Source organism: Mucilaginibacter achroorhodeus, assembly GCF_007846095.1.
GTDB lineage: Bacteria > Bacteroidota > Bacteroidia > Sphingobacteriales > Sphingobacteriaceae > Mucilaginibacter > Mucilaginibacter achroorhodeus.
The window spans coordinates 667,920-693,230 of the sequence record NZ_VOEI01000001.1 but is presented as its reverse complement, the minus strand read 5'-3'; the positions used below and the strand labels follow the sequence as shown (position 1 = coordinate 693,230).

General features: G+C 42.2%; 28 protein-coding genes. 12 read left to right on the top strand and 16 right to left on the bottom strand.

Features of this window, described 5'->3' with window-relative positions; genetic code table 11:
• Positions 1 to 33 precede the first annotated feature (33 nt).
• Both FPZ42_RS03305 and rdgB read left to right on the top strand, forming a co-directional pair.
• A complete protein-coding gene (locus FPZ42_RS03305) occupies positions 34 to 651 on the top strand; it encodes a hypothetical protein (RefSeq protein WP_146269051.1) in 618 nt (205 codons plus the stop codon).
• 1 nt (position 652) lies between these two features.
• A complete protein-coding gene (gene rdgB, locus FPZ42_RS03300; RefSeq protein ID WP_146269050.1) occupies positions 653 to 1,228 on the top strand; it encodes an RdgB/HAM1 family non-canonical purine NTP pyrophosphatase in 576 nt (191 codons plus the stop codon).
• Positions 1,229 to 1,230: 2 nt separating this feature from the next.
• Here rdgB and FPZ42_RS03295 read toward each other — a convergent pair whose 3' ends face one another.
• A complete protein-coding gene (locus FPZ42_RS03295) occupies positions 1,231 to 3,822 on the bottom strand; it encodes an OstA-like protein (RefSeq protein WP_146269049.1) in 2,592 nt (863 codons plus the stop codon).
• A 49-nt stretch (positions 3,823 to 3,871) separates the two neighbouring features.
• On the opposite strand from FPZ42_RS03295, the gene tilS reads away from it, so the two are divergent.
• Positions 3,872 to 5,206 (top strand): tRNA lysidine(34) synthetase TilS, encoded by a 1,335-nt coding sequence (tilS, locus tag FPZ42_RS03290; RefSeq protein ID WP_146269048.1) that lies wholly within the window; start codon positions 3,872 to 3,874, stop codon positions 5,204 to 5,206.
• On the top strand, positions 5,203 to 5,688 hold the full coding sequence (locus FPZ42_RS03285; RefSeq protein ID WP_146269047.1) for a hypothetical protein: 486 nt from the start codon (positions 5,203 to 5,205) through the stop codon (positions 5,686 to 5,688). Before tilS ends, FPZ42_RS03285 begins: the two co-directional genes overlap by 4 nt.
• Positions 5,689 to 5,754: 66 nt before the next feature.
• Here FPZ42_RS03285 and FPZ42_RS03280 read toward each other — a convergent pair whose 3' ends face one another.
• The 13 genes from FPZ42_RS03280 to FPZ42_RS03220 form a co-directional block, all read right to left on the bottom strand.
• Positions 5,755 to 7,368 carry a gliding motility protein RemB gene (locus FPZ42_RS03280; protein ID WP_146269046.1) on the bottom strand — a complete coding sequence of 538 codons (1,614 nt, stop codon included), beginning with the start codon at positions 7,366 to 7,368 and terminating at the stop codon, positions 5,755 to 5,757.
• Positions 7,369 to 7,380: 12 nt separating this feature from the next.
• Positions 7,381 to 8,517 carry a GDP-mannose 4,6-dehydratase gene (gene gmd / locus FPZ42_RS03275; protein WP_146269045.1) on the bottom strand — a complete coding sequence of 379 codons (1,137 nt, stop codon included), beginning with the start codon at positions 8,515 to 8,517 and terminating at the stop codon, positions 7,381 to 7,383.
• A gap of 76 nt (positions 8,518 to 8,593) precedes the next feature.
• On the bottom strand, positions 8,594 to 9,157 hold the full coding sequence (locus FPZ42_RS03270; RefSeq protein ID WP_146269552.1) for a DUF3109 family protein: 564 nt from the start codon (positions 9,155 to 9,157) through the stop codon (positions 8,594 to 8,596).
• A gap of 9 nt (positions 9,158 to 9,166) precedes the next feature.
• Entirely contained in the window at positions 9,167 to 9,949 is a 783-nt protein-coding gene (locus tag FPZ42_RS03265) for a DUF3108 domain-containing protein (protein WP_146269044.1), read from the bottom strand.
• 34 nt (positions 9,950 to 9,983) lie between these two features.
• A complete protein-coding gene (locus tag FPZ42_RS03260; protein WP_146269043.1) occupies positions 9,984 to 10,499 on the bottom strand; it encodes a DUF2480 family protein in 516 nt (171 codons plus the stop codon).
• Positions 10,500 to 10,579: 80 nt separating this feature from the next.
• Positions 10,580 to 12,676 carry a peptidylprolyl isomerase gene (locus FPZ42_RS03255; protein WP_261382233.1) on the bottom strand — a complete coding sequence of 699 codons (2,097 nt, stop codon included), beginning with the start codon at positions 12,674 to 12,676 and terminating at the stop codon, positions 10,580 to 10,582.
• A 106-nt stretch (positions 12,677 to 12,782) separates the two neighbouring features.
• Positions 12,783 to 13,358: an LPS export ABC transporter periplasmic protein LptC gene (gene lptC, locus FPZ42_RS03250; RefSeq protein WP_146269041.1), complete on the bottom strand. Its 576-nt coding sequence runs from the start codon at positions 13,356 to 13,358 to the stop codon at positions 12,783 to 12,785.
• A gap of 9 nt (positions 13,359 to 13,367) precedes the next feature.
• A complete protein-coding gene (locus tag FPZ42_RS03245; protein ID WP_146269040.1) occupies positions 13,368 to 14,690 on the bottom strand; it encodes a hypothetical protein in 1,323 nt (440 codons plus the stop codon).
• Positions 14,683 to 15,426: a type III pantothenate kinase gene (locus FPZ42_RS03240; RefSeq protein WP_146269039.1), complete on the bottom strand. Its 744-nt coding sequence runs from the start codon at positions 15,424 to 15,426 to the stop codon at positions 14,683 to 14,685. Before FPZ42_RS03240 ends, FPZ42_RS03245 begins: the two co-directional genes overlap by 8 nt.
• On the bottom strand, positions 15,426 to 16,118 hold the full coding sequence (purQ, locus tag FPZ42_RS03235) for a phosphoribosylformylglycinamidine synthase subunit PurQ (protein ID WP_146269038.1): 693 nt from the start codon (positions 16,116 to 16,118) through the stop codon (positions 15,426 to 15,428). Before purQ ends, FPZ42_RS03240 begins: the two co-directional genes overlap by 1 nt.
• Before the next feature lie 45 nt (positions 16,119 to 16,163).
• Positions 16,164 to 17,150, bottom strand: coding sequence for a DUF6427 family protein (locus FPZ42_RS03230; protein ID WP_146269037.1), 987 nt, complete (start codon positions 17,148 to 17,150; stop codon positions 16,164 to 16,166).
• A 229-nt stretch (positions 17,151 to 17,379) separates the two neighbouring features.
• Positions 17,380 to 18,369 (bottom strand): glycosyltransferase family protein, encoded by a 990-nt coding sequence (locus FPZ42_RS03225; RefSeq protein ID WP_146269036.1) that lies wholly within the window; start codon positions 18,367 to 18,369, stop codon positions 17,380 to 17,382.
• A gap of 41 nt (positions 18,370 to 18,410) precedes the next feature.
• The gene (locus FPZ42_RS03220; RefSeq protein WP_146269035.1) at positions 18,411 to 19,265 is read right to left on the bottom strand and encodes a UDP-2,3-diacylglucosamine diphosphatase; all 855 of its coding nucleotides are present in this window, start codon (positions 19,263 to 19,265) and stop codon (positions 18,411 to 18,413) included.
• Positions 19,266 to 19,706: 441 nt separating this feature from the next.
• Here FPZ42_RS03220 and FPZ42_RS03215 point away from each other — a divergent pair, with 441 nt between their 5' ends.
• From FPZ42_RS03215 to FPZ42_RS03200, 4 genes are all read left to right on the top strand, one after another.
• The gene (locus tag FPZ42_RS03215; protein WP_146269034.1) at positions 19,707 to 20,180 is read left to right on the top strand and encodes a ribonuclease H-like YkuK family protein; all 474 of its coding nucleotides are present in this window, start codon (positions 19,707 to 19,709) and stop codon (positions 20,178 to 20,180) included.
• A 155-nt stretch (positions 20,181 to 20,335) separates the two neighbouring features.
• Positions 20,336 to 21,175: a sulfurtransferase gene (locus FPZ42_RS03210; protein WP_146269033.1), complete on the top strand. Its 840-nt coding sequence runs from the start codon at positions 20,336 to 20,338 to the stop codon at positions 21,173 to 21,175.
• A gap of 1 nt (position 21,176) precedes the next feature.
• Positions 21,177 to 21,812, top strand: a complete 636-nt coding sequence (locus tag FPZ42_RS03205) for a hypothetical protein (protein WP_146269032.1) — start codon at positions 21,177 to 21,179, stop codon at positions 21,810 to 21,812.
• A gap of 15 nt (positions 21,813 to 21,827) precedes the next feature.
• Complete coding sequence (locus FPZ42_RS03200; protein WP_146269031.1) at positions 21,828 to 22,295, top strand: SRPBCC family protein; 468 nt, start codon at positions 21,828 to 21,830, stop codon at positions 22,293 to 22,295.
• Between the two features lies 1 nt (position 22,296).
• On the opposite strand, the gene FPZ42_RS03195 is transcribed toward FPZ42_RS03200, so the two are convergent.
• Positions 22,297 to 22,911 carry an HAD family hydrolase gene (locus tag FPZ42_RS03195; protein WP_146269030.1) on the bottom strand — a complete coding sequence of 205 codons (615 nt, stop codon included), beginning with the start codon at positions 22,909 to 22,911 and terminating at the stop codon, positions 22,297 to 22,299.
• A 111-nt stretch (positions 22,912 to 23,022) separates the two neighbouring features.
• Between FPZ42_RS03195 and FPZ42_RS03190 the strand changes: the two genes are divergently transcribed.
• The gene (locus tag FPZ42_RS03190) at positions 23,023 to 23,208 is read left to right on the top strand and encodes a hypothetical protein (protein ID WP_146269029.1); all 186 of its coding nucleotides are present in this window, start codon (positions 23,023 to 23,025) and stop codon (positions 23,206 to 23,208) included.
• Here FPZ42_RS03190 and FPZ42_RS03185 read toward each other — a convergent pair.
• Positions 23,205 to 23,981, bottom strand: a complete 777-nt coding sequence (locus FPZ42_RS03185) for an SDR family oxidoreductase (protein ID WP_146269028.1) — start codon at positions 23,979 to 23,981, stop codon at positions 23,205 to 23,207. The two genes, FPZ42_RS03190 and FPZ42_RS03185, sit on opposite strands and share 4 nt — an antisense overlap.
• A gap of 45 nt (positions 23,982 to 24,026) precedes the next feature.
• On the opposite strand from FPZ42_RS03185, the gene FPZ42_RS03180 reads away from it, so the two are divergent.
• The 3 genes from FPZ42_RS03180 to recO are packed head-to-tail and all read left to right on the top strand — an operon-like array spanning position 24,027 to position 25,295.
• Complete coding sequence (locus FPZ42_RS03180; RefSeq protein ID WP_146269027.1) at positions 24,027 to 24,227, top strand: hypothetical protein; 201 nt, start codon at positions 24,027 to 24,029, stop codon at positions 24,225 to 24,227.
• Complete coding sequence (locus FPZ42_RS03175; RefSeq protein WP_146269026.1) at positions 24,224 to 24,589, top strand: diacylglycerol kinase family protein; 366 nt, start codon at positions 24,224 to 24,226, stop codon at positions 24,587 to 24,589. Before FPZ42_RS03180 ends, FPZ42_RS03175 begins: the two co-directional genes overlap by 4 nt.
• A complete protein-coding gene (gene recO, locus FPZ42_RS03170; RefSeq protein WP_146269025.1) occupies positions 24,579 to 25,295 on the top strand; it encodes a DNA repair protein RecO in 717 nt (238 codons plus the stop codon). The genes FPZ42_RS03175 and recO overlap by 11 nt, the downstream gene beginning before the upstream one ends.
• Positions 25,296 to 25,311 lie beyond the last annotated feature (16 nt).

Genomic DNA, 25,311 nt, shown 5'->3' with positions numbered 1-25,311 from the left:
AAATAGGTATTTTTGGTTAAAATTTGTTAAAATATGAGAGTTGAGTATCCACAAGCCTACCGCTTTATATTGCAGGAAGATCTGATTCTGCTGCCGCAGGATAGGCTTGCTGTAAGCGATATTACACCGGAGGATAAGGAAGCGCAACTACCGATATCACCAGATGTCGTTAGCTTAGGCGAGTTCACGGATAATCAAACTCCTAAAGTTTCAGAACAACAAACCACCGCAAACCCTGCCGCGGTTCAAACTATTAAACAAACGGAAAACACCGGATTTAAGTACTTGGGCAGCAATCAAAAACAGTTTTTGATCTTGGTAAACTACGCTAATGAAGAATATATAGCTGCCGGGCACTTAACTGCACTGGAAAGCATACTTGCAAGGAAGGGTTTAACGCTTAAAGATGTAGCGATACAAAATTTAAATAGTATCGCTCCGGTAAAACTTTCCGATTTAGTGAGCCATTACAATCCCACGAGGTTGTTGATCATGGGGGAAGATGCCTTGCCACAAGGAATAGGAAACCTGCCTTTAAATAAACCCGTGCAGGGGAAAAAGATACACGTACTGTACAGTTTTAGCTTTGATGAAATGATGAGCAGTAACGATAATAAGAAAGCTTTTTGGGAACAAATGAAATCGCTTTAATATGCAACAGTTAGTTTTTGCCACCAACAATAAACATAAACTTGAAGAAGTAGCCGCCAAAGTAGGTGATAAGCTGAAACTGGTTACCCTGAATGAAATAGGCTGCCAGGATGATATTGCTGAAACCGGCCATACATTCTACGAAAATGCATCTATTAAGAGCCATTACATATTTGAGCATTACGGACTCAATTGTTTTGGTGACGATAGTGGATTGGAGATAAATGCTTTAAATGGTGGGCCCGGTATATATTCTGCACGTTACGCAGGCAAACATGGCGACCATGATGCCAACAACAGCCTTGTGCTGCAGAAACTATACGGCCAAACAGATCGCAGGGCTCGTTTTCGCTCGGTTATATCGCTGATATGGAACGGTGACGAGCATTTTTTTGAAGGCGTTTTAGAAGGTACCATCAGGCAGGAACTTAGCGGCAACAAAGGTTTCGGTTACGACCCGATATTTGAGCCGGATGGTTACGATATTACCCTTGCCGAGATGACCGTGGACGAAAAGAATGCTATTAGTCACCGCGGGCAGGCTGTGGCTAAATTGGTAGCATTTTTAAAGGAGTAAAACTAAAGCTGCTTTGTAACTACCGTATCCTTCTTAATGTTTTTAGGCGCCAGTGGTGAGGTGTTATCTTCACGCTGCCTGTTTTGTATTGGCGCAGGTACCACGTTTGTAGTGTCGGTGTTTATTCTAACCGGCACTTTTACCTTTACGCTATCGGTGGTGTTATTTGTAGGCACAGTCTGCTTGTTGCTTTTGCCAACCGTTGTTTTTGATTTGCCCGACGTGTTAGTTGCCGGGGCACTCAAAGTTGGTTTATTGCGTAGTGAATCTAATGTCCTGGTTCCTGTTGGCTTAGTACCCGGTTTAGCAACAGAAGGTTTTTTTGATGTTGGATTACGCGCTTCCATCTTACGGCGGTAGGATGGAAGGATAGCTTCTTTTGATGCAGGGCGTTCCTTCGGTTTCCAGATAAAACCTTTTAATACCTTGTCTTCTTCTGTAAATTTCGACAGTGGGCCATAACGGTGTTCCGGCTTTGTCAAGAATACGATGGTCGACGCTTTGTTGTTCTTAAAATGAACCCGCATGCGGCTGCTTACAGATCGCTGCATACCGTCAACTTTCTTTAAACTGTCACGGCTAAAATAGATACTCTCAGCATTGCCTACCACAAACATCCTGTCGAGCTTATCATTCAGAAAATACCCCTTCATGCGCTTGCCCGCAACCTGGTTAAAATGCGTGGAATCGCCTTCCTCTATGTTCACTATAAACGATGACGGATACATGGTAAGGTTATCCATCTTTTTATTTTTCATTTGCACCATTATGGTATCTCCTGATAGCTGTGAGTTTTGTGCCCACAGTATCGGGTTTACATACATGCGTAAGGTAGAATCTGCATAACTGTAGAACATTGAATCCGACTTAGCCTGCAGGTCAGACTTGAACATCTTAGCGTTGTGATAAGCTTTTACGATCCGTATCCTGGCGGTATCTTTTAATTCCAGCGGTGGTGTGTAAAACAGCGGATCCTGATCCAGATCCTCGTCATCATCTCTTGGTGCGCTACCATCGCCACCTGCTTTCGGCTGCTTTGCGGCAACCTTGCCGTTTGCACCGGTAATACCGTTTTTGCTCGCCGCAACAGATTTATTTTTTGCAGCTTTAGCTGCTGCAGAATCCGCTCTGGCCTTAAGCATAGCAGCAAAGTAATCGCGATGGATTATAAGAGAAGTGTCCCTGCGTTGCCATGGCGGCAGATACATCAAAGTTTTGCTATTAACGGAAGATTTCTTTTTTGCCTTCGCAGTGGTATCACGTACTGGTTTGGCCTGCATCGCCTTGTAATCCTTAAAGGTCAACATCTGCGATTCAAGCGTATCGGCAGAAATAAATACCGAATCACGCTTAATTTTTTGAGGTGGCGCCACGATAGTCTTGTTCTTGGTGGTATCAGTAGCTTTTTGGCCAGACAGCGATTTTACCGGCATTGTACCAGCAGGAGTCTTTGCTGCTAATAGGTCTGCCTTTTTTACTAAGGTGCCTGCCTGGGTTACCACCCTTTTTACTGTATTCTTTATACGTGCCGTATCTGCTTTTACCGAATCTTGAATTGGGATGGGCAGCGACTTAAGCGGTAAACCATTCTTTGGCACGTTTGCGGCTGCGTTTTTAATAATATTGGTTTGCCCCTTCGAAGAAACTTTTGATCCTTTTGCTGGGACGGTCTTAACTGGGGTGGTATCTGTTTGGGTAGTGTCTTTCTGCTCTGTTACAATTATCACATATGGGTCTTGCGTAACAACAACACGTTCCGTAGCGCGATAGTAATCGGCCAGTTGGCCTTTAAGTGTCATGTTTTGTTTTTTATCCTTAAACACGATGTTTTTTATAGCCCTGCCATATCCCTGTGCCCTATCATAAAATAAGCTGTCGCCGGTAAAGGTCTTGGTATCCTGCTTGTAAAGATTCTTCTTACCAAAAAAAGCTTGCTCCGTTGCCGTATTGTAAGTGCCATTCTCCGTATACAGGGTATCTTTTTTTTGCTTAGTATCGTAAATGTTGGTAGGCCCGTAAAAGAAAGCAATGCGGCTGCCAGTGTTGTACCGCAGCGTGTCGGTCTTTATCAGGGCATCCGGTGTAACTAAAACCACATTGTACCTGAAATATGAATCGCGCGAGTAGGCAAAATAATAGCCGTTTTTGCTGGTAAGCGTATTGTCCTTGTTTATCAGTTTACCGCCACCTGTATATGTTCCTATGCGTGTTGCCGTATTATAAGTAAGGTAATTGGTTGTAAGTATTGCATCTTTATCAACCATGCGCACATTATCTGTAAGAATAGCTATTTTGGTGTTGCCGTTGTAATTGAGTTTATCTGAATAGATGTTTAGTGTATCGCCCTGGGTGATATGCACATTGCCAAATGCATCAAAGGCGTTATCCTGTGCGTAGAAGTATCCGCTGTCTGATCGCATGGTAGAAAAATCCTGCGTAAAAACACCCTGGAAAACCTTAACCACATCCTTGCCGTTAATTTTTACTAACTGGCTATTTTTTGACGAGATCAGCTTAACAACAGATTTTTTTTTCTGTGCTGAAACTGTTGAGGTTAGCAGTAAAAGTAGAGCGCTAAGGATGTATTTTATCACGTTGCAAAATTAGTTTTTTGCGGGGCTTATTAAATTAATAATTTTGGCCATGCTGCCGGTTAAACGCTTTATTGATTTTGTTGAACAAAACAGGCTTTTTAAGCCCGCCGATAAAGTGCTCGCAGCAGTAAGCGGAGGCATGGATTCCGTGTTAATGGCGCACCTGCTCAAAGCAGCAAGTTACAATTTTGCCATAGCCCATTGCAACTTTATGCTTCGCGGTGCTGATGCTGATGCCGACCAGCATTTTACCAAACAAATGGCTATTAACCTCGGCGTTCAGTTCCATACCATCAACTTTGATACAGCTCAATATGCTCGCGAGCATAAAGTATCTATCCAGATGGCTGCCCGAGATCTGCGTTACCAATGGTTTGAACAATTGCGCCTGCAACATGGTTTTGATGCCGTTGCACTTGCTCACCATCAAAACGATACGATCGAGACTATATTGTTAAACCTTACCCGGGGTACAGGCATAGCTGGCTTACACGGTATTTTGCCGGTTAATGGCAATCTTGTGCGCCCGTTGCTTTTTCTTTCGCGGGATGAGATACAGACCATAGTAGAGGCCGAAGGTTTAAATTATGTGGAAGATGCTTCCAACGCATCAACAAAGTATGCGCGAAATAAATTAAGGCATAAGGTTATACCTGTTTTAAAGGACCTTAACCCCAACCTTGAGGCAACGTTTGAAAATAACCTGCGTACGTTTAGGGAACTGGAGATGCTGTTGGATAACCAGGTAAATTTGTTGGCCAACGAACTGCTGGTTTCTCATGGGGATAATACAAGCATTTCAATAGAAAAGATTAATCACCTGTCACCAAAACGATTGCTGCTTTTTAAATTGCTGCAGCGCTTTAACTTTACCGAAGGTACGGTTGATGACCTGCTGACCGCATTGCACAAGCATTCCGGACGTAGATTTGAAAGCCCCACACACAACCTTGTAGTGGACAGGCAGGATATCATTATAACTGAGAGAACGGAGATAGAGCTTGATTATATCATCTTTAATGAAACAGACCATGAACGAAAATGGGGCAACTACCGCATCAATATTCTCCATGATGATAGCCCTATTATAGTACGTGATAATCCACTGGCTGTTTCTATCGATGCATATAAATTAATTTATCCGCTTAAAATCCGAAGCTGGCAGCAAGGTGATACATTCTATCCCCTGGGGATGAAAACGAGGCAAAAGCTAAGCGATTTCCTGATCCAGCAAAAAGTGCCGTTACATGTAAAGAAAACTGTTCCATTATTAATAAATGGAAACGGAGATATTATGTGGATAGGTGGCTACAGGTTAAACGACAAATACAAAGTGAGCGCTTCAACCAAAAAAGTTACTATATTCGAATTGTTTAAAATATGAGTGAAAAAGCCGTTTTTGTAGAAAAGCAATACCTTGGCCGCGAGTGGATACCTATAACCATCAGGCTGGTACTGGCGCTATTTTGCTTTGCCGCGTATTTTTTTACCGATGAGCGCGAGCGTAATGGCGATCTGCTGGCCATTGTTGGCTTTGTCATTATCATCATATCCATTATCATGGGTTTTCTGTTGCACTTTAGCACTACTGTGAAAAACAAAAGTGTGCTTTTAGATGGCTTGTGGTCAACCCGGCGTGTTAAGATAGATCTGAACAGCATTATTAAAGTAGAGAAGGGAACTTACAGTCGTTACCTTTTTAACAATCCGGTTTATAATCTTCACACCAAAGGAACTATCCGTTTTTACGCAGCCGGTAACGATGCCATACACCTCACAGACAGGGATGGTTTGATCTATATTATCGGTTCGCAACATGCCAACGAATTTTTAAGAGCTATTAAGGCAGAGATGAAAGAAGCCTGACAGGAAATACTCAATAAACAACAAAGGCAGCCATTGGCTGCCTTTGTTGTTTATTGAAAGTTAAATTTAATGCGTTTTGTAGCTGGCGAGATCAGTATAAATATTCCTGAATGAGCTGCGGACGCCAAAAGTTATCATGCCCGTTTTATCGTTGAACTGGCTGTTTTTTTCGTTACGATAGATTCCGCCAAGCTCAAGACGTAGATTATATTTCGGATTAAGCATGTAGCTTACCTTGCCTTGCAGGTAGATCATGTTAGTGGTTAATCCCTGGCCGATAATGTTGTTATCCTGATGCACAGGTTTTGTATACGGTTGAAAAATATCTTTTCCGTAATTGTCACCATTAACGTCTAATCCATAACGTCCGTAATCTACTTCGCCCATAAGGTTGAAGCGTTTGTACGAATAATTTAACAACCCAAGTACTTCACGGAAATTAGCACCCCAGGGATGAGCTAATGGTTCGCTGTTAGCAGAGTAATTTAGGATAGATGCTCTTTCACTAAAAGTATAAGGCCTAACTGTATTGTGTTCTACCAGGTAATTAAGGTTTTTAATTCCAAACAGGTTTGCACCTCTTAAGCCTAACTGATATCCAAATTTATTACGCACGCTTCCGGTGTTCTGAAAAAACTCTTTTGCTTGAAATTCATCAAGAGAGAATTGGCCGTAGGCCGTTACGCCATCGGTAATTTTGTATTTTGAAGTAAATCCAATAAGTGCATTATCAGGTGAGCCGTTTGCAGCTTCAACCGGGCGAAGGAAAATGATCGGATTGATATAATTGAAATCAAACCCGTGTTTATGCCCCTCGTCATCAACATCACCCCAAATAACAGAATCAAAGAAACCGATAGATAAACGTTTACTTATGTTCCAGTCTAAATAATGGAAAACGCCCCATTTGGCACGGTCGGTAAACTGATCGCTTGTACTTGCCGGGTCATCAAAACGTGCCCACATAGCCATGTAAGTTACGTTGCCCAAATTTCCAGTTAATTTTAGGAAGGGGTAGGGAGAGGCGTAATCAGACAGAAGCAATGAGCGGTAGCCGTCACCTATAAAAGTTTTATCGCGCCCGGCGGTGATGTTTAAGTATTTATTAGGCGTATAGGATGCAATTGCAGTAATGTAATCCCAGCCGTAAGCTCGAGGGTTGTTGTTAAATGTACCTGCGTAAGCCATACCAGGCATTATACCTACCTGCCGCACATATGTTGAAATATAGTCTGGCACCTCGGCACGGTTAAGATAACCGGTAACATTATAGAAAAATTTATCACTTACGGTACCGCCAATCTGCAGGCCTAACGAACTTTGCCACAGATTTTGTTTTTGGGCAAAATCTCGCCCGATAACAAAATCAGGTAAAAGATCAGCATAAAAAGTAGAGTTTTGGCCTTTTACATCTATTTGATGCTCATTAAAGAGCTTCCTTAAAAAAACGTTGTCATACTTTCCTGTACCATAATTCATGATAGAATCATATCTGCGTCGCAGTAATGAATCGGTTATAAAATAGGACTGTACAGCCGAATGTATCCTTGTTTTAGTAGAGTAGATATCCGCATCAAACTTCTGATAGAATTGGTAGGAATAAGGTTGGTAAACCGCCTGAGCGCGTGCTACCCCGGCCGCAGCCAACAACAAGCTGATGCTGATAAATATTTTTTTCATAGAAAAGTCTTACTATTCAAAGTAATTTAAAGTTTTGAAGCCGCCATTCTTCATGTATTCGTCTTTTTTGGCGAGATGCAGGTCTGACTGCACCATATCTGTAACCAAGGCCTGGAGGTCATATGTTAATTCCCAGCCTAATTGATTTTTAGCTTTTGAAGGATCACCTATAAGCAGGTCGACCTCAGTGGGACGGAAATATTTTGAATCAACCCTTACAATGGTTTGTCCAAATTTAAGAGCATCGGTATTAAGACCAAGCGAGATTGCTTTATCTTGATCAATATCAATTATAACGCCTTTCTCATTCTCGTCTTTTCCACTAAATTCAATCTCTATACCCAATTCGCCAAATGCCATTCTTATAAAATCACGAACGGTTGTGGTAATACCGGTTGCAATAACATAATCCTGCGGTTCATCCTGCTGCAACATTAGCCACATGGCTATAATGTAATCCTTAGCGTGGCCCCAGTCGCGCCTGGCATCAAGGTTGCCCACATACAGGCAATCCTGCAGGCCCAGGCTTATTTTTGCAACAGCACGGGTGATCTTGCGGGTAACAAAAGTTTCCCCACGGATGGGGCTCTCATGATTGAACAGGATGCCATTACAAGCATACATGTTATACGCCTCACGATAGTTTACAATTATCCAGTAGCCATATAGCTTGGCAACCGCATAAGGAGAGCGCGGGTAAAAAGGCGTGGCCTCGCTTTGCGGCACATGTTGCACTAAGCCGTAAAGTTCTGATGTGGATGCCTGATAAAGCCTTGTTTTATCGGTTAAACCTAATAAACGTATAGCTTCCAGTATCCGCAATACGCCAATGCCATCGGCGTTGGCGGTATACTCAGGCGAATCAAAACTCACTTTAACGTGGCTTTGCGCACCCAAATTATATATCTCATCCGGCTGAATTTCCTGTATCAGCCTGGTTAAGTTCATAGAATCAGTTAGATCACCGTAATGCAGAAAAAACCGTGCACCGTTCTCATGCGGATCATGATAAAGGTGATCTATCCTATCTGTGTTAAAAGATGATGCACGGCGTTTAACGCCATGTACCTCATATCCTTTTTTTAGTAAAAATTCAGCTAAGTAGGCACCATCTTGTCCTGTTATGCCGGTTATCAAAGCTTTTTTCATTTACAAACTTTAGAAAGTGCAATATTATTAAATTAATTGTAAAAGCTTGTAAAAACCAGCAGTGGATGGTAAGTGCTTAGAGATGTTCTACGGCTTCTTCCAGTTCGCGATACCATTCTTCTCCATATTTGCGGGTAAGCGGCCCCTTTAAAAATTCATGCACACGTACCTTAAGCTCATCGCCAAAAGCACAGGCCGGGCTGCAAATACTCCAGCGGTCGTAATTTAGAACATCAAACTCAGGGTATGCCGTAATGCGGATAGGATATAAATGGCAGGAAATAGGTTTTTGCCAATCAATATCGCCGGCTTCGTAAGCTTTCTCAATAGCGCATTTAGTGATCCCGTTCTCCCAGGTGACGTAGGCGCACTCTTTATTGGTATCAACACAAGGCGTGGTGTAATCGCCTTCAAAATCAGTTACGTGGGTACCTATTGCTTCAATGGTAGCAATGCCCTTGCTTGTCATGTATGGCTTTACTTTAGGATAAATATCCTTTAGTATTTGCAATTCATTATGGTTAAGTGGGGCACCAGAGTCGCCTTCAAGGCAGCAGGCACCTTTGCATTTGTTTAGGTTGCAAACAAAGTTATTTGATACTACATCTTCATGCACCAGCACGCTGCCAACTTCTATCATCATAAAATATTATTTTTTTACAGGATTAAGCGGATATTTTAAGCCGCTTGCCTGTGTGAGATCCATGGTTAAGCTACCTACAACTATCTCAACGTTGGCCTTAACCGGGATACGGTTCTTATCATCAGTGATCCACAAATATAGCTTACTGTTCTTTTTAAATATACGACCGGGAATTATTGTGGGGCTAAATTTTAAACAGTTGAAAGTGCCGAGGTTGCATTTCGTCTGTTCCTTGCCAAGATAAGTGATGGTAAGCGGGTGAATGCCATCTTCCAGGAAATATCTAAGGGTTAAAACATCGCCCACTTTTAATCCTGTTATATCAATGTTTCGCGCGTAGTAGTAGCACGATAAGAAATCGAATACATCTCCTTTGAAAGAGAATTGCCCCTTATCGGCAGTTATAATATTCTTTTGCCTGTCAAAAGTTACTTTATCAGTGTGGCGGTACTTGGCCTCTTTTCTGTTTTCCCAGTAATAATACGGAAGTAAGGTGGCAGGATCTATATAACTATGGTACTCGTTTCTAACATTAAACAAAAAGTTAAATGTACCCAGGGTTTTAGCTTGTGCGTTGATATGTAAAACTGGCCGCCCCTCAAACTTTAGCGGACTATCTTCAACCTTAATAACCGTTTCTGCAGCACTTAAAAAACCGTATCGCAATTTGTAGGTTATCTGCTCTCCCGCTTTAAAGGCTACCTCCTTTGTTTTGGCAACCTGCTCTTGCGCCCACGCGCCCGCTGTATTGCATAGTATTATTAACAGGGCGCTTATAAATTTCTTCATTTAATCGTTTTAGACGCAATATGCATGCTACGGTTTAATCCCGGCGCTTGTAAATGGGTACTGTTGAACATGGTTCGCCAAACATCAAACTTTTTGCAACGGGTGTTAATTTCTGCGTCAATTCAACATAGGCCGACACAGGTACCGGCACATCACCACAGCCTTTTATTACAATGCGCTGATCGCGATATTGTTCAACATCCAAGTCTTTCATTGCCTTTACAAATAGCACCGTTTCTAAAACATCTGCATCACCAAATATAACTTCTTTTGCATAAGTTGCCATTTTGTTGGCTAACAGCATGTAAGCCCAGGCAGGTACTATAGCATCTGCAGTACAGGTTACGGCCACATACTTATCCTGGTATTGTGCCCAATCATGGCTCTTCACAAACTCACGGAAATCTTTTTCCCTAAGGATAAGCCCGTGGAACAGATTGTCTTTAATATCATAAACCACCCGCTCGCCTGCAACATAAAATTGCGCAGGATCTAAGGTGACCAAACCGCTTTGCGCAACTTTATTGATGATATTTTCCTGTATTTCCATATCTGATAGTACCTGTTCTAAATAAAAAATCCGGCAGAGCTATAACGCAGCTGCCGGATGTAAAATTACTTTATTTTATGTTACAAGAACTTAGCTCTGTTATCTTTTACATTAGCCTTATCTTTTAAGGCATCAAGTAAAGAACCAGGGGTGCGCTGTGCCAATACCTGGCTCAGCTGTTGTTTCTCTCTTACAGTGTTAGTTAGCGGCGCAGGGTTTACAAAGCTTTCTACAGTGTAAACATACACGCCGCTTTGGCCTTTCACAGGCGCTGATAATTTATTTGGCTGCGAACCGAAGATAGAACCTACAAGCAGATACTCTGCTGATGAACCCGGTAACACAGGGTTAGCAAATACGATATTTTGAACAGGAGTTACTTTGCTGCCTGCTTTTTGAGCAACCTGATCAATACTGGTTGATCCATTTAATGCAGACTGGAATTTCTCTGCCAATTGTTTGCCTTTAACATCAAGCAATACAGCCGGCTCAATCTGTTTTTTAATCGCTTCTAAAGGTAAAGCGCCTTGTGGCTTAATATTGCTTAAACGGGCAACAACATATTGATCGCCTACGGCAAACACCTGGTCGCCAATGGCGCCTTTATCTGCACCAAAAGCCCATTTAACTATTGGTCTTGCGTTATCAAGGCCTGCTAAACTTGACGCAACACCGGTTACATCGTCAGAAGTTTTAACAGCTAATCCTGCTTTTTTAGCTTGTGCAGTAAAGTTATCTGAGTTAACTGTAGCCAAAAATTGCTGGGCTTTTGCGTAAGCTGCGTTTTGAGTTTCGCTGCTTGGCGTAAGCGATTTATCTATAACGGCAACTTTAACTACTTTAGATGAGCCTTTTTGACTTTCTATTTGCAAAAGGTGCACACCAAATTGAGATTTAACAACTTTAAGGTCTCCGGCTTTGCCATCAAAAGCCGCATCTTCAAAAGCAGGAATCATGGCACCACGGCCAAATGTGCCAAGGTCGCCACCTTTAACAGCTGAGTTTTTATCGATTGAGTAAGTCTTAGCCAGTTCGTCAAATGATTTACCGCCCTGGATCAATTTTTTTAACGAGTCTGCCTTTGCAACAGCTTTATCCATACCACCTTCAGTTGCAGGATTTAGTAAGATGTGACGCGCTTTAACTGAGTCCGGTCCAACTTTAGTATCAATTAGTTTGGCTATTTTATATTTGCCGCCGGCAAGGTATGGTCCGTAAACGGTACCTTTTGCTGCATTGAACATCGTAGAATCGAGCGTTGGGTCTAATTGGCCTTTCTTTGCATATACTAACGGTGTTTTTGTTTCAGCATTGATCTGTACAAATAATGAATCGTTAGGAGCTGATTTGAATGATGCAGCTAATTTCTCTACCTGATCTTTGATAGCTGCACTATCTTGTTTAGATGGGGCTGCATTAAAGCTTACGTACTCAAAGCTGCGGGTTTCTTCAGGGTTTTTAAACTGGCCTTTGTGCTCGTTGTAGTAAGTGCTATAATCGTCATCAGTAAGCTTAATTTTGCTATCCGGTAAGGAAGCATAATCAAGTACAGTGTACTTGAAGTTAGCCAGCTTGTTCTTATCAGTGTAATCGTCTTGTGCCTCAAGCGAGTTTACATACAGGCCATTGCTTACCAGTGCAACGTATTTTTGTTGTCTTTTAGAATCGATAACGTTTTTAACAAAGTTGCCCCATCTTTCAAACTCGGCAGCAGGCACTTTGCCTGAGTTGATATAAGAAAGAAACTGGTTAAGTTTAGCTTTGTCGAATTTGCCGGTTTCGTCAGCAAATTGGCTTTGTATCTGCTGGTCAGGATTGTTGCCGCTTATCATTGATGCGGTTTCGGCCTCACCAACAACTAAACCTAATTTATCGATCTCCTTTTTCAAAAGGATGCCGGTAAGTAATTGGTTCCAGGTTGTATTTTGAATGTAGTCGGTAACCTGTGGGGTTAGCGGCTGGTTATATTGCTGCCTAAACTGATCTGTACTTGCTTCGATACGTTGGCTAAAGTCTTTGTAGTCAATCTTTTCGCCATTTACTTCGGCAACAGTGGTTGCGTCACCTCTAAAAAACGAACTGCCGCTGTGTACAACTTCACTTCCGATAAAGGCTAAAAGCGCCAATCCAATAACAAATGCGAGAATTTTTCCCATCCTGTCTCGCAGGTAACTCATGATACCCATACAACTATTCTATATAATTTTTTTCTTAAAAGAGGCGCAAGATACAATTTTTACTAAACTTTTATGATACAAAAGTTTGCGGAATAATTTGCTCTTTTTATTGAGCTTCTTCGCCGTTTACGTGGATAACAGCGGTGGCATTTTGGAAGACCGGATTTTTAAGCCCAATGCTTTCAAAACTTGTACCCTCCATTTGGTCGCCAGTAGGCTTAGTCATCAAAACCTTTTTGGTGGAGTATATTTTATTGGTCTTACGGTCCCAGATCAATTCTTCCGATTGATATTTGGTACCCTCGTCATTTATCGCAACTACGTTATGTTTGAATTTCGCCATTTCTTTGGCGTCGTAGTAGTAACCTGTATCAGCAGTTACCGTACCTTCAGGGTTTGTGGTGCCATTGAAAAGCAAAACCTTCACCCCTTTAGGCATAAACTTATGTGCTGTGCTGTCCTTAGTATCATATTCGTAAAGTAGCGGAGTAAGTAAGCGTGCCTTTAGGACAGAAGAATCATTCAGGATCATATCAACACCCGTAGTGCGCTGTATTGGCTTTGTAGCGTCAGCGGCTGCAATTGCGCGCACTTTGTTAAGGTCGTTCTCACAAGCGCCTAAGAGTAATCCTGTGATTACAACCGATGTATAAAGCAAACAGTTTTTTAGTCCGCCTGGCATTACCCTAAATTAATCAAACCTGTATTTCTGGAACCACTTATCATTAAGTGTAAACGATAGATGGATATTAACATAGTTCTCTCTGATCAAACCGTTAACGAGTGTTCCGCGTCTGCCAACTTCGGCACCCACGTTGATCTTGTAGAAACTGCTATTATTAGCCCTTAAAGGAAGCCCAAGTCCTGCCGTAACAGCATAGCGTTTTATATCAGTATCGTTTATTTTCATGTACGTTTGGTCGTAAATGAAGCCCAAACGATAATCTACCGATGCAAAATAATTATTTAAGGAGTTTGAATTTGGTGTAATCTGGCCGCCAACGTTCAGCGTGCGGCTATCCTGCAAACCACTGTTCACGCCGGCAATGGTTAGTTTTGACCAATTGCTCATCGAATAATCCGCTCCGATCAAATACTTGCCATCATATTGGTAAGAAACACCAAAGCGGTTGATGTTAGGTAACCTGATCTTTGCAGCGGCTTGCTGGTTATTAACAGAAGTATCAGTTGCAACACCTTCGTCACCATTTGCACTGCGGAAATAGCTGCTTACAATATAACTGCGCTGACTGTTAAGATTAGTAGAGGCTGCGCCCGAGTATCCAAAGGTTAAGTGCCTGCGTGCCGAGAAGTTGAAAGCGTATTGCAAACCGTACTCATAGTTCCAGCCTTTAATGCTGTTGCTTTCCTCGATGCGCGAGTTATGAACGCCCGCTAAATTTGGTATCTCAGTTGATTGTGATTCTTTAAGATTACCAAATATGTAAGATGCATTGGCACCAATTGAAAGGTTCTTGCCTATTTTAAAACCATAACCAACATGGAAACGTGTAAGGCCTCCATCGCCGTTGTAGATATAGTTAACAGCATTGGTATCTACTGCATTACCGGTACCCAGATTTGAAGCGACTGACCTGTAGCTGTAACCTAACTCGCTATAAGGCATTAAGCCAAAGCTTAGGGCAGAATTTGCTGTAACCGGTATAGCAAATGCAACGTGGCTTAGCCTAAAGTTGGAATTGGTTTGTGATGGAGAGCCGTTTTTTTCGAGCGTGTTAAAACTGCCGTAAAGACCAATATCAATAGTAGTAAGGTTTACGTAAGCGTAAGAGGCCGGATTGATGATGTTAACGTTGTTGAAACCGCTTATACGGTTTGTTGCAACACCAATTCCACCCATAGCAAGATTTTGCGGTAATAACGCAGGATTGATATCGCCCAGGCCATAACGAGAATATGGAGAGCTGGTAGTGGCTGTACTTTGCGCCTTTACGCTAAGTGTTGCTGTGCTAAGTAAAAATAGTGCCGGTAATAACCTTAAATATTTAGTCATTATGCTTGTTTATCGCTGCGTTTAATCCTTTAAGAACCAGGTACGGTTCAATTTTAACATAGGGGGCAAAGATGCTATTTTTCAATAGAGTATCAAAAAAAATACTGTCGCCCCCGTGCAGTATAATGTTGTACCCGGCACCTTGTTTTATATACTCAGATATGAAGCCTTGCAGCTCATATTTTATTCCGTTTTGTATGCCCGACCGTATGGCCGAGGCGGTGTCTTCGCCGTAGATTGCATCAAATTTTTCGTCCGCATTTAATAGGGGCAAAGCAGCTGTATAATAGTTAACCGCTTTATAACGCATATTTAAGCCCGGTGATATACTGCCGCCAAAATAATTTGCTGCTGTATCAACAAAATCGTAAGTGATGCAAGTGCCGCCGCCTATGATGATGTTGTTATGCGAAGGATATAAATAATGCGCCCCAATTACAGCGGCCCACCTGTCGGCACCAAGTGTTTGCGGTGTTTTATAGTAATTGTTGATGCCGGCAGTTATCTGGCTGTTAAACTTTGTAATGTTAAACTTATCGGCCAAAATGCTTTGCCATGCATCTTCAGTTTGTTTTACTGATGAAATGATAACATTTGCAAAACTGCGCCCGGCAATAATAGCGTCAATGTCACTTAAATCAACGTGTTCGTATTGCTTAGCCTTTATCAGATCGTCGTTTTCAAAAACAGCGATCTTTATGAAGGTGTTGCCAATATCAACGGCCAGGTTAAGCATTAAGCGTTAGCCAATGACAAAATCGACTCAAATATAGCTAAGCCATCCTGGTTGCCCACCAAACTTTCAGAAGCACGCTCCGGGTGTGGCATAAAGCCGAACACGTTACGCTCTTTATTGGTGACACCTGCAATGTTCTCTAATGAACCGTTAGGGTTGCTTTCGTCGGTAATGTTTCCGGCCTCATCGCAATAGCGGAACAACACCTGGTCGTTATCATTAATGCTTTTCAACACGTCAGCGTCAGCAAAATAATTTCCTTCGCCATGCGCCAAAGGTATTTTAAGCGCCCTTTGCGGGTCGATGCCGCGTGTAACCATTGAATTTTGGGTTTGTGCCCTCATGTAAATGTTGCGGCAAATAAACTTGCGGTTCTTATTGTGTAACAATGCTCCCGGTACCAGGCCAGCCTCTGCCAGTATCTGGAAACCATTGCAGATACCCATTACTTTACCACCTTTTGCAGCAAACTGGATAACCTCTTGCATAATAGGGGAGAAACGTGCGATAGCGCCGGAACGAAGGTAATCGCCAAAAGAAAAACCACCCGGTAAAACAATGAAGTCGGCACCTTGCAGGTCATGGTCTTTGTGCCATAAACGTACCACTTGCTGGCCCATTACGTTCTGCAGAACGTGAATGATATCTTCATCACAATTTGATCCGGGGAAAATTACTACACCAAATTTCATGTTACAAAGCTAACATAACCGCTGAAATTTGGACGAATGTAATAGTTAAAAAGTGTTAAACTGGAAATATATGATGCTGATAAGCAGCAGTAAATAAAGGCTTTCATAAAACCATTTCCGGCTGGCGTTTACAAAATAGTATGCCAGAAACACAGACGAAGGCACTGCACATAGTATGAAATGCGTTAAACTGAACCGGCTTTTTACATAAAATGATAACCCGCCAATTACAAATATTACCAGCAACAACTGAAAGGATTTGCGAACTTGTACGTAGCTTTTGTAATAATTCTTTTGGAAATAAAATAGGAACAAACCTATGATAACAATCACCGGCACCAGCACCAGGTAGTTTAAATATTTAATGTTGATGCTGTTTGGAAATTTAGTGCCAAGCGGTGCCCATATCTGGTAAAAGCTGCCCAAGCGGTTATTCAGATAATAAAACACAGCGAAGAAGAAAAATACCGTAGCATAACCAAGCACACCTGAGATCCATTCGCGCCAGTTAAATGGTTTAAAAATGATAAGGCCTATCCAAATGGCCAAAAACAGGTATACGTAAGGTAAATAGATAACCGTACCAATTGCTACGATCATTCCCAGATCATAGGCAGTTGATTTTGCATCCTCTCCCTTATAAAAACTGAATAGCTTAAACAGCATCCATATGAGCAGGAAGTTGCATAGTAATGGTGCACTCAATATTAAAAACTGCGGAAACAATGCCGTAACCGTAACATACATTAATGATGGCAAAAAAGTTGATCTGCCAAGTAAGTTGTACTTATTAACCAGGAAATTTAACAGTACAGCTTGGCTTAATATCAGCAAGCCTGCAATGAAAACGTTTTCAAAAGGGGAAAATGCGTACTCATAACCAACGGGTAGCAGCAGCCTTGCAAAAGGCTCAACAGAAATAAACTGCAGTTTATCAGGGGCCTCAGCGATGTAGCCGATACGAAAAATAAACACCAGGATAGCCAGCCAAAGAACATTAAGTGGATTAAAGGACTTAAAAATATTGATCATAGCGTTACCTGCAGCGCGGTAAAATTAACAGAAAATATTAGAGTGTAGGGAATGTATGAATGTTTGAGTGCGAAACGAATGCTGTATCGCCTTTTAGGGGCGAAGATATTGCTACTTAAGTATTTCATGAGTAATGGGAGTAGTGTGATTAAAAGCCTGTGGATGTACCTTTTCTTTTTCCGCAATCACGTCCATTCCTAATAAAATACTGCAAGGTTAGAGAAGCTGATTATCGCCTTGCATATTTCTTTACCATCTCATCAACGATCTGCGCCGTTTCATCTGGGAAATCAACAACAATACGATTGTCATTGGCCAGCCAGTTGTTGATACGCGGGACGAAATCATGCCCGATGGTGTGTATCACCTCAACGCCAAGCTTAGATGCGGATAGTGCGTTGCATTGTTGTTCGTACTGGCCTCTCATAGGGATCATCAAAACTTTTTTACCGAGGTAAAGTGCTTCTGCAGGCCCTTCAAAACCGCCGCCTGTAAGCAGGCCGGTACAGCTGGCCAGGCTGGCATTAAACGCCTCGTTATTTACCGGGAAGATTTGAACATTACCCTCCCGATATTGGGTTTTCTGGCGCTTGCTGAAGATCTGCCACTCAACATCGCTGGTTTGGCTCAGATATTTTACCAGGGTTTTATCGCTATAAGCAGGCAGGTAAACGGCATAGTGACCTTTATCTGATGTTTCCATTTTGCGGATATCACTACGTATAACCGGGGTATGGATAAAATGGTCATACCGCTCAAAGTGAAAACCGATATGGTGGGTGGTAGGGGAGTAGTATTTGAACAACCACTCGGCATAGTTCCATTTTTTTGGCCGGGGCGTTTTATCTGATACAAACGAGCATTGGTGACTTAATGATACCGAAGGTACTTTTTGCAAACGACAAGCCCATGCACTAACGGGCTCGAAATCATTGATGATGAGATCGTAATCGTTAAGCGGCAAGCTGTGCAAATCTTTCCAAAGCTGCCGCAAGTTCATGATCTTAAAGGTGGCCCAATTATCAACACCACCATTTTTGCCAAAAACAAAGCTAAAGCCGTGGAATTTATATTTAAGCGGTTGCGACAGGCTTACCTCCGCCTCGGTTCCGCTAACCAACAGGTCAACCTCGCCGTATTGCTGCAGTAAAGGCACGATCTCGCGGGCACGGCTAATGTGGCCGTTGCCTGTACCCTGTATACCGAACAATATTTTCATGAGGTTGAGATGAGCAGCAAATATAATCGCTTTAGTAAATCTTAATGCGTTTCCTGCTTAAATCTTTCTAAAAGGCTGCGCACGTCTAATTTGGCATCAAGGTCTTCCGCGTCGGTTGTGTCGTCGTCTTCAGCCTCCTGTTTAAAGTCATCAGGCTGATATTTAAATATGTCCCACTTTTTGTTGTTGTACTCCAATGCAGTAAGGCTTTCAACCCAGTCGCCACTATTTAAGTAAGTAACCTCGCCTGTGCCGTTTGTTGCATTAATTTGGCGCATTTCGGCATGGTGAATGTGCCCGCAAATAACATAGCTGTAAGATTTTTCGACAGCCAGGTCGGCGGCCGTTTGCTCAAACTGATTGATGAACTTAACAGCATCTTTAAACTTTGCTTTTACCTTTTGCGAAAAGCTCATTTTGGGTTTACCCATTATAGTTAAGAACCAGTTTGTAAGGCTGTTGATCAGTATCAGCGTATCATAACCTATTGCACCTAATTTAGCCAACCACTTTGAGTGCTGCATGGTAACGTCAAAAACATCACCATGGAATATCCAGGCTTTATGGCCATCGATATTTAAGACGATCTTATCCAGCAGTTGAAAAGTGCCCAGGTTAAAATCAGTGAATTTACGCAGCATCTCATCATGGTTGCCGGTAAGATAATAGACCGGGACACCCTCGGTGACAAATTTGAGGATACGGCGCACTACCTTCATGTGTGCCTCTGGCCAGTATGACTTACTGAATTGCCAAATATCAATGATATCCCCATTGAGGATAAGCATTTTTGGCTTAATACTTTTTAAATATTTGAGGAGTTCTTTTGCGTGGCAGCCGTAGGTGCCCAAGTGTACATCAGATATAATTACAATATCAACTTCGCGCTTTGCCATCTAAAACATTGAGGCCGGCATGGCCTGATAATTTTTGATTGGTATTGGCTGGCAATGCAAACGTTCAGAAAGATCTTTCTTCTTCCTCGTCTTCATTAACCTTTAGTTCGTAAGGGCTTAAATAGAATGCACCCAGCAATACCAGTAATCCTATTACAAACAAGTAAGCAAATTCAAAATTCATCTTTCCTTATTTTTACAAAAGTCGGGTAATCAAATTATTATAACGTTAAGACTGTGTTAAATGTAAAAGGTTACAACCCGCTCTAAAATAAAATAGCCTGTAGTTGTAAAGTGTTTTTGCGCCAGCTAACATGTTAGCAATCAAATAAATGTTAACAAATAAATCATCGCTTCATAACGTTTATAAAATAAGTTATCGCTTATTTTTATAGACCTGTAACTGGTCATTGAATTAAAAATTAACTAAACCCAATTTTTATGACCTGGAGAAAATTTAGCGGCGAGGTGATCCAAACACCTATTCTTGAAGAAGTAGAAGCAGCTATTGAGCGCGAAACATCCCTCGGCAACAAGCTTAAAGTTTGTATCGGTACAGATTCGCAGGTAAAGGGAGCGATTACTGATTTTGCTACCGTTATTGTGTTCATCCGCGAGCAGCGTGGTGCTTTTATGTTCATCCACCAGGAGCGTACATCGCAAAAAATGAGCATCAAGGAGCGTATGTTACACGAGGTACAAAAATCAATTGACATCGCCTACAAACTTTGCGACCTGCTTGACCTTTACGATGTGGAACTTGAGGTACATGCCGATATTAACACCAACCCAATGTTTAAAAGCAACCAGGCCTTGCATGAGGCTATGGGGTATATACTAAGCATGGGTTTTGTATTTAAAGCTAAACCCGAAGCCTTCGCAAGCTCATGCTGTGCAAATAAGATGGTTCAGTGACGAGTTGATCAGGAATCTGTGATTAGAGATTAGTTAGCTGCGGTTTCATTTCTGCTGAGGTTTTTCTAACTTGCCTTTAATTAGGCAGGCAGGGGCTTGGTCGCCGATAATGAGACCTGATCTCTCACCTCCAATTAACTAATCTCTGAAAAAACATGTCCCCATTAATAGAAATTACCGACCCTAAAATATATGATCCTGCTGTTGTGTTGATAGATGTGCGTGGCGGCGCTGACGCTCACGAACGCTATTTGCAGGGGCATTTACCAAACGCAATTTTTGCTTCGCTTGATGATGATCTGGCCGATCATCCTGAAGATGCAGCATATGGCGGCCGCCATCCGCTGCCTAACCTACACGACTTTGCTGCAACGTTACAGCGCTGGGGCCTTACGCCCGATAAGCACGTTATTATTTATGATGATAAAAATGCCGCTATGGGTGGTGCAAGGCTGTGGTGGATGCTGCGTTCGATAGGGCATGATAACGTGCAGGTGATAAACGGCGGTTTAAAAGCAGCTACAGACGAGGGTGTTGAGTTAAGTACTGATGACTACAAGCCCCAGCCTGCAGCCACCCTTTACCCTGTTGCCGATAGTTATAAAAACACCGTTGATATTGAAGAGGTTAAAAAGGCCGCTAAAGACGATAACCGTGTTGTTATAGATGTGCGCGAAGGTGCCCGGTATCTTGGCCATACTGAACCTTTAGACCTGGTTGCCGGGCATATCCCCGGCGCGGTAAATTTGTTTTACAGTAATAGCTTATCTCCCGAAGGAAAATACCTTACTGCGCAGGCCTTAAAAACCTTGTACCAGAACACCATTGGCAACATTAAACCCGGCGATGTGATAGTGCATTGTGGGTCGGGAGTTACGGCCTGCCATACGTTGCTGGGTATGGAACACGCAGGTATAGTTGGTCCGCGTTTATATGTTGGCTCGTGGAGCGAATGGAGCCGCCGGGATTTACCAATTGCAACGGAAAAAAATTAAAATGTTAAAACTTTATAACTCTAACAAGAAAAAGATTAGAGGTTGGAAAAGGCGTCTAAAATATATTGATAGGTGGGGTAAAATTATAGCGATACCATCTTTAGTAACATTCAATAAAACTGGTTATGACTACGAGCGGTGTTATCTGCCATCTTTTTATAAGCTTATACGCCGACAGCCTCCGCTATGGGTTTATAAAATTATCATTGGGAAATTTATAACTGCCTTTAACCAATGGGAAAGCATCTTCAAATCCCATGGTTCTCCTTTTGATTTGATACTTTGGCTATATGACCCTGCATATATTCAATCGGAAATTATATGTTATAAGATAGATCAGATTGGTGAACACAAACGGTTTTATTGGGAATCTAAACTATCCAAACCTTTTCCTTTTCAAAAGCTCTTTTCCCCTTTCTATGATCTTGAACAATTTGAATGGATATTGGGGGATGATAGCAATATAATTTTTCAATCAGAGATAGAAGACGACGGGTTAGATGTAAATGATTATCTTAAAGAAGGATACACCAAACATTTACACGCGCAGCATGGTGTCTATTATGAAAAAAGGAATGGAGACATTTGGATCGGACGGCGAAAATTAGTCAAAGACAGTAACACAAATGCCAATTGATATTGTTGTTTTGGCGTGAAAACATACGCGTTAAAATTTAAACAGAACATCCCCATCAGCATTGATGAAGCCTGGGATTTCTTTTCTTCGCCGCTTAACCTTCAAAAGATTACTCCGGAAGACATGAAATTTGTGGTGACATCAGATTATACCGCCGAAACCAAAATGTATGCAGGTATGATCATCACATACAAAATATCGCCGCTGCTGGGCATTAAAATGAGCTGGATGACCGAAATTACCCACGTAGCAGATAAGCAGTACTTTGTAGATGAACAGCGTTTTGGCCCGTACGCCCTATGGCACCATCAGCATCACTTTAAGGAAATTCCGGGCGGTGTAGAGATGACTGATATCTTGCATTATGCTATTCCATACAGCGTTGTAGGCACTATAGCCAACAATGTTTTTGTAGGCAAAAAGGTTAAAGATATTTTTAAATATCGCACTAAGGCTATCGAAGATATGTTCGGGAAGATGTAATTCAGATCTTATCGATGCGCACCCACTGCATATCGGCGGCAATTGCAGCCTGTACGCCCGGTTCGCCATCCTCAAACACAAGGCATCTTTTTGGGTCTACGCCCAATTTTTCGGCTGCGGCCAAAAACGGATCAGGGTAAGGTTTGCCATTGGGTGTTTCGCCTGCGCACACCAGCACCTCTACCATATCTAATATTCCTAAAACGCTTAAAGTTTTCTCAACAGATCTGCGGCTGCCGCCACTTACAACTCCAACACGCACCTTACCGACATGGTTCTTAAGGTGGTTGACCACGTAATCAATCGGCTGGGTATGCTCAATAAACTCGTTAAAAAATATCTTTTGCTTGCGGCCGGCAAAATCTGCCGGATCAAAATTAGTGTTATAGCGCTTATTTATTTCGCCTATCACATTTTGGGTAGGGAGGCCGGCAAACTCATCAATAATATCACCTTCTATCACAATACCTTCATCGGCGGCAACACGAATGTAACTCTGTTTATGCGCACCCATATTATCTGCAAGGGTACCATCGCAATCGTATAAAAATGCCTCAAAATCTCCTGATGAAAGTTTGGTAAGGGCTTTATATTTCTTTAGTGAAGTAGCTTCCATTTCGGTTGCAAGTATAACAAAACTTAAAACAGTGCCATGTCAAAAGTATATTACCATTAGATTGATAAATAACTTTTTCTGCCTAACTTATGTAACCAATAATTAATTACAATGAAGCCAAATATTATACTGCTTATAACCGGCCTGGTGTTAGCAGGGGTACTTACTCTGATAAGCATCAAAACAACTAACCATAATACCGAACGGTGGACCAGTGTAGGTGCTGGTTTTGTAACCGGCGTACTGCTTTTGAAAGCGCCAAAGGCTCTAACGCAGCGCAAAGGGCAAGAGGTTTAATAGATACTTCTTCCTGCGCCGCCATCGATCTGTATGGTTTGTCCGGTGATGTAGGCGGCTTGTTCTGATGCCAGGAAGGTAACCAATGCAGCCAGCTCTTCGGGATTACCGATACGGCCCAGGGGAATGCTTTTGGTTTTCTCCTTTATAGCTTCTTCCGGGTCAACATCCTTAGGTAACGTGTGTTTAATGCGATCGGTAAGTATAAAACCCGGCGCTACGTTGTTTACGGTGATATTGTAAGGCCCAAGCTCGTCTGCCATTAGTTTCGCCATACCAACAACGCCCATCCTCATTGTGGTTGATAATATCGAATTTGGCAATACAGATTTCACCGACCCGCTGATGATATTGATGATGCGCCCGCTCCCTGTAGGTTTCATATATGGGAGTACCAGCCGCGATGTACGTGCCATGCTTAGCAAATTAAGCTCGAAAGCTTTTTGCCATTGCTCGTCATCAAAGTTTTCAAACTTATCAAACGGTGGCCCACCCGCATTATTTAATAGTATATCTATGCGGCCGTAAACGGCAACAGCTTGCTTTACAAACTCATTAACACCTTCGGCATCAGCAACATCAACCCGGATAGCCGTTACCTCGTTGCCGGTTAAGTTGCGTATGTCCTGGGCCGTTTTGTTTAATTCTTCAGCGTCGCGGGAGCCAATGATAACTTTTGCGCCTTCGGCAGATAGCGTATTGGCAATAGCCTTGCCCAATCCCTTGCTGGCGGCCAGTACAATGGCCACTTTATCGGTTAGTTGTAAATCCATAGCGTAGAAATGCTTTGCTGAGCAAATTAAATATATTTGCAACAAATGAAGAATCAATTAAGGCGTACGGTGATCTTGTTGGCTGTTGCGTGTGTGTGTTATTGGATAGTGGTTTTCTTCGCTACAAAAGAAAATACCGACATGATGAACATTTTACGGGGTGCTACCGCCGGTTTTGGCCTGGCTGGCTGCATTAGCTTTTTAATGATGCTGTTTGGTAATTTAAAGAAGAGCCGCGCCAAATGAAAAAGCTCATCCGCAGTTTTGGTTTTGCGTTCAAAGGGTTTAAGTATGCCTTTGTTACGCAACAAAATTTCAGGATACATGTTTTTGCAGCTTTAGCGGCAAGCGCTTTGGGCTGGTGGCTGCATATTAACGCTAACGAATGGCAATGGATAATACTCTGCATCATGCTTATGCTGGTTACCGAAATGCTGAATACCGCCATAGAAACGCTTACAAATCTTGTATCACCAAACTATAATAAACTTGCCGGTCACGTTAAGGATGTAAGCGCCGGGGCAGTTTTGCTGGTGGCAATTTTCTCACTTATCACCGGCTGTATTATTTTTATCCCGAAGATCATCACGCTTATCAATGCTGTATAAAACCAGAGGCATAGTTTTTAAAACTACTGATTACAGCGAAAGCAGCGTTGTTGTACAGATCTTCACCGAAAAATTTGGTCTGCAATCATACATCGTTAATGGCGCTAAAAAGCCAAAAGCTAAAATAAGCCGCAACATGCTGCAGCCTCTCCATTTGGTTGATATGGTGGTTTATCACAAGGCCAACGGCAACGTGCAGCGAATCTCAGAGTTAAAAAATGCCCCCGTTTTGCAAAGCGTGCCTTATGATGTTATCAAAAGCTGCATCGCTATATTCCTTAACGAGGTGCTTTACAAAGCTATTAAACAGCAAAGCGCAGACGAAAACCTGTTTGATTTTGTATTTAATGCCATAGAACTGCTTGACCATAAAACCACCGGACTGGCCAACTTTCACCTGCTCTTTCTGATTCAATTAACACGCTACCTGGGCTTTTACCCTCACGGTAAACCAGCCGATTTTTTTGATATGAAGGATGGTGTTTTTGTTAACTACAAGCCCGATACGCTTAACTATTTATCGCCGCCGCATACCAAAAATTTTCACCATTTGCTTCAAAGCAATTTTGGCAACATCGATAGCGTAAAACTAAGTAACGATGAACGCCGTTATCTCATCAATAAACTGCTGGAATACTACGCCATGCACATAGAGGGGTTTGGCAACATCCGCTCGCACGAGGTTTTGGAAGAGGTTCTGGGTTAGATACATATAATTATAT